Raw genomic sequence first — 13,422 nt, 5'->3', positions numbered from 1 at the left:
GTGCGATTGATTCGTGCTGCCAGGCGGCCCTGTTTTTGCGAGCCTGTCTGCTAGTTCTAGCACCGATTTGCCGTGAGCGAATAGTGTTGATTGTGCGGATGCCTCTCGTGCGACCGCTTTGCGAACGATCAACCCTTGCACCGGCCGCATCCGTGCGCCACGACACATAGAACGCAAGGTGAGCCTTCGCAATATGCGTGCCAAACCCGCCGATGCCGTGGTGGATTTGCGCGCGCGGCAGCAAAGTCCGGCGGCGCGTCGTAGAATCGTCCGCTCTGAACGGGGCGCGGGCGTCGATTTGCCGGCGTGCGCGACCCGCATGCTTCCTCCCGCCGATTTCTCCTTGCAAGAAAACTATCGATGAATGCCCGCCGCCTGTCTTTGTTTGCCATCGTGAGCGCCTGCGTGCTGGCTGCCGCGCCCGGTGTTTTTGCCGCCACGCCGGCCAGCGCCGCGCTTGCCGGTGGTTCGACCGGTTCGGCTGTTCAGGCTAACGCGCCGGGCTCCGCCTCTGCCGGGGCCGCTCCGGTTGCCCCCGCCGACAACAGCGGTCCGGCGTACGGCCCAGAGTTGCAGGGTTTCAACTATCCGGAGCCGGTCGGACAATACGACTTCACCTCGCAAGGCGTGGCGCTGCATATGGCCTACATGGATATCGAGCCGGTCCATGCGAATGGCCGCACGGCCGTGTTGCTCCACGGCAAGAACTTTTGCGCGGCGACGTGGGACGCTACGATTCATCGTTTGAGCGACGCCGGCTATCGGGTGATCGCGCCGGACCAGATCGGTTTTTGCAAATCGAGCAAGCCGGAGCACTATCAGTACAGTTTTCAGCAACTGGCGCGCAACACGCATGCGTTGCTCGAATCGCTCGGCGTGACCGACGCGACGATCATCGGCCATTCGACCGGCGGCATGCTCGCGATCCGCTATGCGCTGATGTATCCGCACGAGACCGAACAACTGGTGCTGGTCAATCCGATCGGCCTCGAGGACTGGAAGGCGAAGGGCGTGCCGTCCTTATCGGTCGACCAATGGTACGAACGCGAGCTGAAAACGACTGCGGACGGCATTCGCCGTTACGAACAGGCCACCTATTACGCCGGCCAGTGGCGCGCGGACTACGAGCCGTGGGTACAGATGCTGGCGGGAATGTACCGCGGCCCCGGCAAACGGATCGTCGCGTGGAATTCCGCGTTGCTGTACGACATGATCTACACGCAGCCGGTGGTGTACGAACTCGGCCACCTGAGCATGCCGACGCTGTTGCTGATCGGCCAGAAGGACACGACCGCGATTGGCAAGGACGCGGCGCCGCCCGAGGTGCGCGCGAAGATCGGCCATTACCCGGAGTTGGGCAAGGCTGCCGCGAAGGCGATTCCGCATGCGACGCTGGTTGAATTCGCCGAGTTGGGGCACGCGCCGCAGATGCAGGATCCGCAGGCGTTTCATAAGGCGCTCCTCGATGGGCTGGCGGCGGTGTCGGCTAATCGGTGAGTTGTTGTCGGGGAGTTGACTCGAACGTCACCCGGCCATGCGCTATGCAAAAAAAGGGCGGTCCTTTGCTGAGGGGCCGCCCTTTTTACCTGTTTCCGGCGTTCTCGGGCGCCGGTCGGATTATTCGTTGCCGCTGCGGCTACTTGCCCGCGCTCAATTCTTCGCGTACCTGAGCGGCAATCTCGAACGAGCGCAAGCGGGCCTGGTGGTCGTAGATCTGTGCGGTCAGCATCAATTCATCCGCGCCGGTCTGGTCGATCACCGACAGCAGTCCTTCGCGTACCGCATCGCGATCGCCGACGATGGAGCAGGCGAGCGAATGTGCGACGCCGTTCATCTCCATCTCCGACGCTTCGAGCCGCTCCACGGGCGGTTGCAACTGGCCGGGCGTGCCGCGCCGCAGGTTGATGAACTGCTGCTGCAGCGAGGTGAACAGACGCCGCGCTTCGTCGTTGCTATCGGCGGCGAACAGATTGACGCCGACCATTGCGTAGGGTTTATCGAGTGTTGCCGACGGACGGAACTGTTCGCGATAGACCTTTAGCGCGGTGAACATGTGGTCGGGCGCGAAGTGCGACGCGAACGCGAACGGCAGACCGAGTGCCGCGGCCAGTTGTGCGCTGTACAGCGACGAGCCGAGCAGCCATAGCGGCACGTGCAGGCCGGCACCGGGGACGGCGCGAATACGCTGGCCCGGCACGGGGTCGGCGAAATAGCGTTGCAACTCGACGACGTCGTCGGGGAAGGACTCCGCGCTATTTTGCAGATCGCGGCGTAGTGCGCGGGCTGTGCTTTGATCGGTGCCGGGTGCGCGACCGAGGCCCAGGTCGATGCGGTCCGGATAGAGCGAGGCGAGGGTGCCGAACTGTTCCGCGATGACTAGCGGTGCGTGGTTTGGCAGCATGACGCCACCGGAGCCGACGCGGATCGTTTTCGTGCCACCGGCGACGTAGCCGATGACCACTGAGGTGGCTGCGCTGGCGATGCCGGTCATGTTGTGGTGTTCCGCCAGCCAGAAGCGGCGGTAGTGCCAGGTTTCCGCGTGCTGCGCGAGGTCCAGCGTGTTTCTGAACGCGTCCGCGGGGGTGGCGCCGGCGATGACGGGCGAAAGGTCCAGCACTGAGAAGGGGATCATTTTCTGTTCATTTGGTGTTTTGGGCGCTTTCGCGCGATGGGGCATTTTGGCAAAGGTTTTGGTTTTGTGCTGACGGCTCGGCGATTTCCATGTTTGTAGAAGGGTTTGGGGGGGGGCCTGCTCGGCGGGGTTTGGTGGCTGTTCTTTTTTGGCGTTGCCTTTCTGGGGTTGGTCTTTTGGCCTTTCCTTGCTTTGTTATTGGTCTATTAGCGTTCCCCCTGTGCGGGGGGGCACCTACTTTTCTTTGCATGCCGCAAAGAAAAGTAGGCAAAAGAAAGCGGCTCACACCGCCAGCTCATAAGCGGGTCCCCCGCACAGCCACGGTAGTGGTGCATCTGGAATCCGTGCCCCCGCACACTCCGCGTTAGCGACAAGGCGCTCATCAGCTCCCACTCCGCACTGCGTGCGTCGCGGACGGGTCTGCCAGGGAAACCAGTGGGTTTGATTCGCGTAGCGAGCAAGCCCCAGAGGCCTGCGCTGTTAAATATTCGTACTTCGAATGAAATGATGCCGGCGATAACGGTCCACCAGGTGCAGCCAGCCCCTACGCCCAGCGGGCGTGTGGGGGAAACGCAGGGACGGTTTTATGAATGGGGTATCGGCGCGCGCAGCGCCGCCGGAGGTATGACTGCCTTGTCACTGAGGCGGAGTGTGCGAGGCGACAGATTCCAGATGCACCACTACCTCCTCCAAGCCAGGGGACCCACTTATGAGCTGGCGGTTTGAGCCGCTTTCTTTTGCCTACTTTTCTTTGCGGCAGGCAAAGAAAAGTAGGTGCCGCCCCGCACAGGGGCAACGCTAATAGACCACTAATAAAACAAGGAAAGGCCAAAAGACCAACACCAGAAGAACGGACCAGGAACACAGCAAGAAAAGGCCAAAGAGTCAGATCAACAAAAAAAGCGCCGCAACGCCCCACCTGCCAGGCAGGCAAAAAACACCAAATTCCATTACATGCAAACCCGATATAGATATGTCCGATCAATATTTAACAACCGCATGTAGCGCTGCTACCTTAACCCCCTCGAACAGAGCAACAGATCCAGCCAGAAAAGAAAAGCCACCGCCCCGCCGGGCAAAAAGACCTCACTTAGGGAGACACCCACCGTGTCCATCGAATTCATCGGCATGATCCAGACCCGCAAGGTGTCTGAAACCCACCTACCGCAAGGTCCGGTCATCGACATCGACTACGTGGAGCAATTCGCCCGCGCACACGAAGCCGCGGGCTTCGACCGCATCCTCGTGCCGCATCATTCGACCAGCCCCGACGCGCTGCTCACCGTCGCCCACGCGGCCAGCGTCACCAGCAAAGTGCACTTCATGCTCGCGCATCGCCCAGGCTTCGTCGCCCCCACGCTCGCCGCGCGCCAGTTGGCAACCCTCGACCACTATTCGGGCGGACGCCTCGCCGTCCACATCATCTCCGGCGGTGACGACGCCGAACAACGCCGCGACGGCGACTACCTGTCGCATGACGAACGCTACGCCCGCACCGACGAATACCTGCACATCCTGCGCCGCATCTGGACCGAGGCCAAACCCTTCGATCACAACGGCCAGTACTATCGCTTCGAACAAGGCTTCTCCGAAGTGAAACCCGTGCAGCAACCGCATATCCCCGTCTACTTCGGCGGCGCATCGGCGCCCGCACTCGAAATCGCCGGACGTCATGCGGACGTCTACGCACTATGGGGCGAATCGAAAGCGCAAGTCCGCGAGCAGGTCGCCCGCGTGCGCGCGGAAGCAGCCAAACACGGTCGTACCGTGCGCTTCTCTGTGTCGTTCCGGCCGATTCTCGCCGCGACCGAAGCGGCCGCGTGGGAACGCGCGGAACACATCCTCGAAGAAACGAAACGCCTGCGCGCGGCGCAGGGACTCGGTGTGGGCGGCCCGGCACAAAGCGAAGGCGCGCGGCGGCTGCTCGCGGCATCCGGCGAATCGGATCGCGTCGATGAACGTCTGTGGACCGGCGTGGCCAAGGAAATCGGCGGACGCTCGAATTCGACCGCGCTGGTCGGCACGCCCGAACAGGTCGCGGACACGCTCGCGGAGTATTACGCGCTCGGCGTCTCCACCTTCCTCGTGCGCGGCTTCGATCCGCTCGAAGACGCCATCGACTACGGCCGTGAGCTGATTCCGGCCACCCGCGAACGCATCGCGCGCGTCGAGCGCGTGGCCGCCTGAACGGAGTCACGATGACCGATCTGTCCACCGCGCTGCAAAACGCCCCGGCGCCGCAAAGTGCACCCGCGCCGTATCGCGCCCCGGATACGGCGCCGCTCCAGCGTCACGCGCCAATCCGCAAATTCTGGTTCGACGACGTCGCGCCGCGCGAAAGCATCGCGGCGGAGCGGCGCTATCGGCAGGAGCGGCTCGCTGTAGCGTTCCGCCTGTTCGCGCGCTATGGCTTCGACCAGGGGCTCGCCGGCCATATCACCGCGCGCGATCCGGAGTGGCCCGACCACTTCTGGGTCAATCCGTTCGGCAAGCACTTCAGCCGCATCCGCGTGTCCGATCTGCTGCTGGTGAATGCACAAGGGGAGATCGTGGTCGGCGAAGGCCCACTGAATCAGGCGGCCTTCGCGATTCATGCGGCAATTCACGAGGCGCGCCCCGACGTGGTCGCCGCCGCCCACACGCATTCGCTCTACGGCAAGGCGTGGTCGACGCTCGGCCGCACGCTCGATCCGCTCACTCAGGATTCGTGCGCGTTCTATCAGGACCACGCGCTGTTCGACGACTTCCGCGGCGTCGTGCTCGATACCGATGAAGGCGCGCGTATCGCCGCGGCGCTGGGCGAACGAAAAGCGGTAATCCTGAAGAATCACGGCATCCTCACCGCGGGTCCGACAGTCGAGGCGGCGGCCTGGTGGTACATCGCGCTCGATAACGCCTGCCATGCACAATTGCTCGCTGAAGCCGCCGGCACGCCGCAGCCCATCCCGCCCGATGTCGCCGCGCTCACACACGAGCAGGTAGGCCGCCCGGGCGGCGCATTGTTCGCGTTCCAGAGCTTGCTGGAAGGGCTGGTCGAAGCCGAGCCCGACGTCCTCAACTGAACAGCCCCCATAAGATGACCCAACGTTTTGATTCGCCGGTTTCGCTCCGGCGCCGCCGGCTCGTGTCCGCGCTGCCGGCGGCTTCGTTGCTCGCCGCCGCGGGCACCGGCGCGATGTCGGCAATGGCCGCCGCCAACACGCCCGCGGCCAGCGAGAAAACCGATCCGCACGTCGATCTCAGCAAGGTCCGTTTGCGTGTTGCGACCTACAAAGGCGGCGACGCTACGCTGCTGAAAACCGCCGGCCTGGCGGATACGCCGTACACCATCGACTGGTCCGAGTTCCAGTCGGGCAACGCGATGGTCGAAGCAATGAACGGCGGCTCGCTCGACATCGCCTCGGGCAGCGAGATCCCCCCGATCTTCGCGCGTCTGCAGAACGCCCAGGTGCGTGTGATCGCCGTCTACAAGGACGACGTCAACAACCAGGTCGTGCTGGTCCCGAAGGGCTCGACGATCCGCTCGATCGCCGATCTGAAGGGCAAGCGCGTCGGCTATCTGCGCGCCACCACGACGCATTACTACCTGCTGCGCATGCTCGAAGAGGCCGGGCTTTCGTTCAACGACATTCAGGCCACCTCGCTCGCGCCACGCGACGGCTTCGCGGCGTTCAACGCGGGATCGCTCGATGCCTGGGCGATCTACGGCTACAACGTGCCGCTGGCGATCTCGCAAGCGGGCGCGCGCGTGCTGAAAAACGCCAACGGCTATCTATCCGGCAATTACCTGTATTACGGCCATCCGTCGGTGCTTGCCGATCCGCAGCGGCGGGCAGCATCGGCGGATCTGCTGGTGCGGCTGCAACGTGCCTGCGCGTGGTTCGGACAGCATCAGGATGTGTACGCGAAGGTGCTGTCCGCGGAGTTGCGCGTACCCGAGGAGGCAATCCGCTCGTTGTATCGCAATCAGAGCCAGCCACGCCGCGTCACCGGCGTCACGGCGGCGGATATCGCGAGCGAGCAGCAGGTTGCCGATACCTTCACGCGGGCGGCGGTGATCGATCGCCACGTCGACGTCGCGCCCTTGTGGACCGAAACCTTCAACGCCGCGCTCGCCCACGGCGTCTAAGCGGTTCAGCTCAACTTATCTTCTGATCATTCGATGACTCAAACCTTGAGGCCGGACCGGCTGCGCGCATTCGTCGGCCGGATTGCGTCGCTCGTCGACGAACGTGCGCCCGAAGCACAGTTGCTCGACGCGGGCGGTGCCGCATTGCGCGAACTGATCGCGCACGACGACTGGTTGCCCGACGCCTTCGCGCAGCCCGATCCCGAGCGCTATCAGCAATTTCTGCTGCATGCCGATTCGCAGCAGCGTTTTTCAATCGTCAGTTTTGTATGGGGGCCGGGCCAGTCGACGCCGGTGCACGATCACACCGTATGGGGTTTGATCGGCGTGTTGCGTGGTGCGGAAATTGCTCAGGGATATCGCATCACGTCAGGCGGCACACTTGAAGAAGAGGGGCTGCCAAAGCGCCTCGACACCGGAGCAGTGGATGCCGTGTCACCTGCCATTGGCGATATCCATCGTGTGAGTAATGCTTTTCGTGACCGTACGTCGATCAGCATTCACGTGTACGGTGCAAATATTGGCGCGGTGACACGTTCTGTCTATCCTGCCGGCGGTGGGCGCAAAACTTTTATCTCCGGTTACTCGAACGACGTGTTGCCGAATATCTGGAATGTTGCGAGGGAGTCCCTGATCTCATGAGTTTCGCTAAAGAGTTCCGTATCCGATCATTCAAGGACGTGCGCCGTGCGCTGCTCGAACGCGAGGAAATCGCGCTCGTCGACGTGCGCGAGGAAGATCCGCACGCACGCAGTCATCCGCTGTTCGCGGCCAATCTGCCGCTGTCCCGGCTCGAACTGGACGCGCCGGTGCGTCTGCCGCGCCGCGACGTGCCGCTCGTCGTATTCGACGACGGCGAAGGGCTCGCCGAGCGCGCCGCGAGCCGTCTGAGCGAGCTGGGTTATACCGACGTGGCATTGCTCGAGAATGGTTTGCAAGGCTGGCGCGAGGCGGGCGGCGAACTGTTCCAGGACGTCAACGTGCCGAGCAAGGCTTTTGGCGAACTGGTCGAAAGCGAGCGCCATACGCCGTCGCTCGGCGCGCCGCAGGTGCAGGCACTGCTCGATCACGGCGCGGATGTGGTGGTGCTCGACGCACGCCGTTTCGACGAATACCAGACCATGAATATTCCGGGCAGCATCAGCGTGCCGGGCGCCGAACTGGTGCTGCGTGCACGGCAGCTTGCACCGAACCCTGCCACGCGGATTATCGTGAACTGCGCGGGGCGTACGCGCAGCATCATCGGCGCGCAGTCGCTGATCAATGCGGGCGTGCCGAATCCGGTGGCGGCGCTGCGCAACGGCACCATCGGCTGGACTCTGGCCGGCCAGGCGCTCGCGCATGGCAGTTCGCGCCGCTTCGATCCGATTGTCGACGACACACTTCGTCTTGCCGCCGCCGATTCCGCGCGCGAGGTGGCCGATCGTGCGAGGGTAGGGCGCACCTCGCGCGACGAAGCACGCCGCTGGGCCGACGAAGCGGTACGCACCGTCTACCGCTTCGACGTGCGCACGCCGGAAGAATACGAAGCGGGGCACGTGCCGGGTTTTCGCAATGCGCCAGGCGGCCAGCTTGTGCAGGAGACCGATATGTTCGCCCCGGTGCGAGGCGCGCGTGTGATCCTCGCCGACAACGACGGCGTGCGCGCGAACATGACCGCGTCGTGGCTCGCGCAGATGAATATCGAGGTGTACGTCGTAGACGGCCTGAGCAATGCGGACTTCGCTGAAAAAGGCCCAGCGCCCGCGGCGCGTTATGCACCCGCGCCGCCCGAGGTCGATGAAATTTCGCCGGCTCAACTGGTAGCGCTCCTGCAGTCGCCCGGCACCATCGTGCTGGATTTCACCACCAGCGCGAACTACGTGAAGCGGCATATTCCGGGCGCGTGGTTCGCGATTCGTGGGCAACTCGAAGAAGCGTTGCGCAAGCTGCCGGATGCGCAACGCTATGTGGCGACCTGCGGCAGCAGTCTGCTTGCGCGCTTCGCCGCGCCCGAGCTGGCGGCGTTGACGGGCAAACCGGTGCAGGTGCTAAGCGGCGGCACAAACGCGTGGATCGAAGCGGGTCTCGCCGTGGAAAGTGGCGAGACGCGTCTGGCATCGCCTCGCATCGATCGTTATCGACGCCCGTATGAGGGAACCGACAACGCACGCGAAGCGATGAACGCGTATCTGGAGTGGGAGTACGGGTTAGTCGCTCAGCTTGGACGCGATGGGACGCATGGCTTCCGCGTGCTCTGAGAGAAGGGTTCAGGCGGCGCGCTGCGCGCGCGCCTCCTTGAACTGCCGTTCGATCGCGGCGCCGAACTGCTCGACCGGCTGTTGCAGCTTGCCCAGCACGCGCGGATGCACGAGCCAGATATCGATGAGCGGCTTGAAGTCGCTCATCGGGACGATGTCGAGCGCGTCCGCATGAGCGCTGGTCTGCAGCAACGGTAGGGGTACGAGTCCCAAACCGTTGCCGTCGGCCACCAGTTGCAATTGCAGTTCGGTGCCGAGTGTTTCCAGATTGAGCTTAAGCGCGAGCCCCAGGCCCGTCAGCGCGCGTTGCAGGCCGTCGCGAAAGCCGCAACCGTCCGGATTCAATACCCACCCGATCGACTGGCATTCCGCCAGCGTATGCGCGCGTTTCTTCAACAAGCCTTTCTGCGCGACCACGGCCAGCTTGACGCGGCCGAGCGAGCGCGCCGACAAGGATTCGTCGAAGGTCTTGTTGCTGGGCAGCAGGATCGCGGCGGCGTCGAGTTCGCCCTGCTCGACGCGTTGCAGTAACTGGCTGCCCCAACCGGTCGACGCCCGCGCTTGCAGATCGGGGTAGGCGGTCTTGAGGCCGCGCATCGCATCGGTGAGCGCGATATCGGCAATCGTCTGCGCGACGCCGAGGCGCAGCATGCCGACCGGCGGCGTATCGGTGGCGACGATCTCGCGCAACACGTCGAGTTCGCGCTGGATCACGCGGCATTGTTCGTAGACGATGCGGCCCGTTGCGGTCGCCTTGAGCGGGCGTGTATTGCGGTCAAGCAGTTCGACGCCGAGCGCCTCTTCGAAATTCTGCAGACGGCGCGTGATTGCCGGTTGCGTGAGGCCGAGCGACAGCGCCGCCTGCTGCAACGACTGACAGCGAATGACGGTGACGTAGGCGTCGATTTCGTCGATCTTCATGGTGAGCGGTGACTCGGTGAGTTCGGCAGATGCGCAGGTTTTGTGCGTCCGATGATACCCGGATCGATGCGCGCGCACGCGTTGCCGGCCAAGAAAATTCGCATATTTGCTTAGCAGAATAATGCGTTTGTCTTATACAGATGAGTGCCTTATCGTCGATGGCACATCATCCGAATGCCACGACACGATCGCCCCCATGCCGACCTTCCGCTTCTCTTTGTCCGCCTCATCCGTTCTGCAGCGCGCGTTGTTCAAACCGCTCGGCGCGGCAATGTTCGCCCTGTGTGCAACTGTGAGCGCAACGCAGTCTCATGCCGCCGATTTACCGGTGCTCAAGGTCGGCGATCAATCCTTGCAAACACGCGGCATTCTCGAAGCCTCCGGCCAACTGAAAGACCTGCCGTACAAGATCGAGTGGTTCAACTTCCCCGCGGCGCAACCGCTCGGCGAAGCGCTGAATGCCGGCGCCGTGGATGTCGGCGGCTTGGGCGACGCGCCGCTCGTGTTCGCGCTCGCGGCCGGCGCGCGCGTGCGGGCCGTCGCAGCGACCCGGTCGAATCCGCTGGATCTCGCGATCGTCGTCGGCGCGCATTCGCCGTTGAACGATGCGGCGAGCCTGAGGGGCAAACGCATCGCTACCACGCGCGGTTCGATTGGCCACTATCTCGCGCTCGCCGCACTGAAGAAGGCCAACGTGCCGCTGACCGACGTCTCGTTCGTCTTCCTCGCACCCGCCGATGCGAAGGCGGCGCTTGCGTCAGGCAGCGTCGACGCATGGTCGGTGTGGGACCCGTACACCGCGCTTGGCGAAGCGCGCGATCACGATCGCATCATCGCCAACGGCGTCGGTCTTTCCGAAGGACTCAGCTATCAGGTCGCGACCGAACGCGCGATTGCGGACAAGCGCCCACAACTCGCCGACTTCCTGCGACGCGTGGCGATCGGTCAGCGTTGGGCGCTTTCGCATCCCGACGAAGTGGCGGCGATGCAATCGAAAGTCACGGGTCTGCCGACCGATGTGCTGAAAACCGTCTATCAGCGCGGCCAGGTGCACCCGGTAGCGATCGACGACAGCGTCGTCGCCGCGCAGCAGCGTACCGCCGATACTTACGAAGCCGCCAATGTGATCCGCGCCCATCTCGATGTGCGCACGAGCTTCGATCGCAGCTTCGCTTTGCCTTGATGGCGATGCGGTTTCCTGGAGTCCCCGCATGAATGCCCCGATTGCCGAAAGCGCGGTGACGCGCCGTCATCCACCGCTCGATAGCGATATGTTCGACGCCTTGCTCGCGCAGCTCACGAGCGAGTTTGCGGTCAGCGCGGCCCACTATGACCGCACGGCGGAATTTCCGCACGCCAACCTGGCGCGCCTGCACGAATTCGATCTGCTTTCGTTGACGGTGCCCGCATCGCTCGGCGGCGCCGGGGCGAGCCTGCCGCAGGCGTTGAAGGTGGTGCGCGCGGTGGCGCGCGGCGAGCCGTCCACGGCGCTGGTGCTGGTGATGCAGTACCTGTTTCATCATCGCTTGCAGGGCAATCCGCATTGGCCTGTCGAACTGCGCGAACGCGTGGCGCGTGAAGCGGTGCGCGACGGCGCGCTGATCAACTCGCTGCGCGTCGAACCCGAACTGGGTACGCCCGCACGCGGCGGCTTACCGTCGACTATCGCGAAGCGCAGCGCCGATGGCTGGATCATCGACGGCAGCAAGCTGTACTCGACCGGCAGCCCCGGCCTCACGTGGCTCGCGGTATGGGCGCGCAGCGACGAGACGCCGCCGCGGGTCGGCGTATGGCTGGTGCATCGCGATACGCCTGGCGTGCGGGTCGGCAGCGAATGGAATCATCTGGGCATGCGCGCCACGGGCAGTCACGAGCTTGTATTCGACAACGTGTTCGTGCCGGCCAGTCACGCGGTTGACGTTCATCTACCTGGCGAGCCGAGTGCCGGACTCGATCCACTCGGCTTTGCGTGGATGAGCGTGCTGTTGTCCGCTGTATACGACGGCATCGCACGGGCCGCGCGCGACTGGTTCGCGCAATGGGCGGCCGGACGCACACCCGGCAACCTCGGCGCGCCGCTCGCGAGTCTGCCCGCGTTCCAGCAGACGCTCGGCCGCATCGACGCGCTGCTGTTCAGCAATCGCGTGTTGCTCGACGCAGGCGCGCATGCCGAACGCGTGACGCTCGACGAAGCGCCGCTGATCAAATACACGGTGACGAATCAGGCCATCGAGGCGGTGCAACTGGCCGTCGAGGCGAGCGGCAATCCCGGCTTGAGTCGTGACAATCCGCTCGAGCGTCATTATCGCGATGTGTTGTGCGCGCGGATTCATACGCCACAGAACGATTCGGTATTGCAGGGAGCCGGGCGCGCGGGTTTCGCAGCCTGGCTTCATGCGTGAACAGGCATGCCTGATCGGCAAAGGATCGGCAACGCCCGCGCGGCGCACGGCGAATCCTCTGCCGATTTGGTGTAAACGCGCACTCGTCTAAATCCGCCAATCCGTTTAGATTAACTGCACCTGGAAGGCTTATCGAGGGACCAGGGCGGCCAGACAAGCAGCGGTCTGTTATTCCGGCGATGGCGCAAGGTTAGAGGCCAAGGTCTCTCGCCGCCTTGCCCGGGACCGGACCGCTGCGCGCCGTCCACGGTGCTTCGCTTCAGGCGGCCGGCTGGCCGCCATCACATTCCCGATTGACCCAATCGACCAGACCGGCCGATTCCGGCGACGCTTTGCACAGCGTCGCCTTTTTGCTTGGGGCGCCCGTTTTCACGGGTTTTGCTCTCCCTGTCGCCATACCGCACCGCACGACCGCTTATGGCCGCGTGCCGCCCGCTCGCGGTTTTTTCCGTGGCCGGTTATCCTGTTTATTATGTAGCAACCTCTACACAACGGGATGCGGGTGGGCTGAGCGCTTCGCGTCCCTACAGGAAACTCGCTGTGAGCCTCAAATTGCTGACTGTCGTCATGCTGGCCGGGTGCGTTGCGCTGACCGGCTGCGACGACCAACAGAGCGACCGCGCCGTGCGAAAACTCAAGGACTTCTTCAACGCCGTCAAGCCGGACGCGTTACTGCTCAAGAATATGACGCCGGGCATGACCACCGAGGCGCAGATTCGCGACCAGATGGGCAAACCGGAAACCGAACGGACGTTTACCGACGGCTCGAAGCGTTTCGAATATCCGCGTGGGCCGCAAGGGCTGAACACGTACATGGTCGACATCGACCGTGACGGGAAATTGCAGGCGATCACGCAGGTGCTGACCGCCGAGAACTTCGCGAAGATTCGCATCGGCATGACCGAGGACGAGGTGCGCCGCCTGCTCGGCAAGCCAGGCCAGGTCGCGGTGTTTCCGCTCAAGCCGGAAACCGTCTGGAGCTGGAAATGGCGCGAGCGGGGCGTGACTGAAGAGGGTATTTTCAACGTGCACTTCGATCAATATCAGAAGGTGTACACGACATCGCGTTCGGATGTGATACGTGGGCGCTAGTCGATA

Annotated in this window: 11 protein-coding genes; 9 read left to right on the top strand and 2 right to left on the bottom strand. The window is 63.6% G+C overall.

Annotated elements, in window-relative coordinates; genetic code table 11:
• The first annotated feature begins 360 nt into the window (after window positions 1-360).
• On the top strand, window positions 361-1,497 hold the full coding sequence (locus tag AC57B6_RS36390; protein ID WP_496423135.1) for an alpha/beta fold hydrolase: 1,137 nt from the start codon (window positions 361-363) through the stop codon (window positions 1,495-1,497).
• A 139-nt stretch (window positions 1,498-1,636) separates the two neighbouring features.
• Here the strand turns inward: AC57B6_RS36390 and AC57B6_RS36385 are convergent, their stop codons facing one another.
• Window positions 1,637-2,632, bottom strand: a complete 996-nt coding sequence (locus AC57B6_RS36385; RefSeq protein ID WP_102857384.1) for an LLM class flavin-dependent oxidoreductase — start codon at window positions 2,630-2,632, stop codon at window positions 1,637-1,639.
• Window positions 2,633-3,739: 1,107 nt separating this feature from the next.
• Between AC57B6_RS36385 and AC57B6_RS36380 the strand changes: the two genes are divergently transcribed.
• The 5 genes from AC57B6_RS36380 to AC57B6_RS36360 are packed head-to-tail and all read left to right on the top strand — an operon-like array spanning window position 3,740 to window position 9,001.
• Window positions 3,740-4,819, top strand: coding sequence for an LLM class flavin-dependent oxidoreductase (locus AC57B6_RS36380; RefSeq protein WP_106353533.1), 1,080 nt, complete (start codon window positions 3,740-3,742; stop codon window positions 4,817-4,819).
• Window positions 4,820-4,830: 11 nt separating this feature from the next.
• On the top strand, window positions 4,831-5,694 hold the full coding sequence (locus AC57B6_RS36375; RefSeq protein WP_256737765.1) for a class II aldolase/adducin family protein: 864 nt from the start codon (window positions 4,831-4,833) through the stop codon (window positions 5,692-5,694).
• A 14-nt stretch (window positions 5,695-5,708) separates the two neighbouring features.
• Window positions 5,709-6,761, top strand: a complete 1,053-nt coding sequence (locus AC57B6_RS36370) for an ABC transporter substrate-binding protein (RefSeq protein WP_496423134.1) — start codon at window positions 5,709-5,711, stop codon at window positions 6,759-6,761.
• A gap of 33 nt (window positions 6,762-6,794) precedes the next feature.
• Entirely contained in the window at window positions 6,795-7,403 is a 609-nt protein-coding gene (locus AC57B6_RS36365; RefSeq protein WP_030102572.1) for a cysteine dioxygenase family protein, read from the top strand.
• Window positions 7,400-9,001: a rhodanese-related sulfurtransferase gene (locus AC57B6_RS36360; RefSeq protein ID WP_178368720.1), complete on the top strand. Its 1,602-nt coding sequence runs from the start codon at window positions 7,400-7,402 to the stop codon at window positions 8,999-9,001. The genes AC57B6_RS36365 and AC57B6_RS36360 overlap by 4 nt, the downstream gene beginning before the upstream one ends.
• 9 nt (window positions 9,002-9,010) lie before the next feature.
• Here the strand turns inward: AC57B6_RS36360 and AC57B6_RS36355 are convergent, their stop codons facing one another.
• Complete coding sequence (locus AC57B6_RS36355; RefSeq protein WP_496423133.1) at window positions 9,011-9,922, bottom strand: LysR family transcriptional regulator; 912 nt, start codon at window positions 9,920-9,922, stop codon at window positions 9,011-9,013.
• Window positions 9,923-10,193: 271 nt separating this feature from the next.
• Here AC57B6_RS36355 and AC57B6_RS36350 point away from each other — a divergent pair, with 271 nt between their 5' ends.
• The 3 genes from AC57B6_RS36350 (at window position 10,194) to bamE (ending at window position 13,416) form a co-directional block, all read left to right on the top strand.
• Window positions 10,194-11,105 carry an ABC transporter substrate-binding protein gene (locus AC57B6_RS36350; RefSeq protein WP_253959034.1) on the top strand — a complete coding sequence of 304 codons (912 nt, stop codon included), beginning with the start codon at window positions 10,194-10,196 and terminating at the stop codon, window positions 11,103-11,105.
• A 28-nt stretch (window positions 11,106-11,133) separates the two neighbouring features.
• Window positions 11,134-12,324 (top strand): acyl-CoA dehydrogenase family protein, encoded by a 1,191-nt coding sequence (locus tag AC57B6_RS36345; RefSeq protein WP_496423132.1) that lies wholly within the window; start codon window positions 11,134-11,136, stop codon window positions 12,322-12,324.
• Between the two features lie 540 nt (window positions 12,325-12,864).
• A complete protein-coding gene (gene bamE, locus AC57B6_RS36340; RefSeq protein ID WP_496423131.1) occupies window positions 12,865-13,416 on the top strand; it encodes an outer membrane protein assembly factor BamE domain-containing protein in 552 nt (183 codons plus the stop codon).
• Window positions 13,417-13,422 lie beyond the last annotated feature (6 nt).

The organism is Paraburkholderia sp. BGA-UO-ETr-F12, from assembly GCF_059567945.1.
Note: the sequence above shows the minus strand (reverse complement) of the source record. Positions and strands in the feature narration are given on the sequence as shown.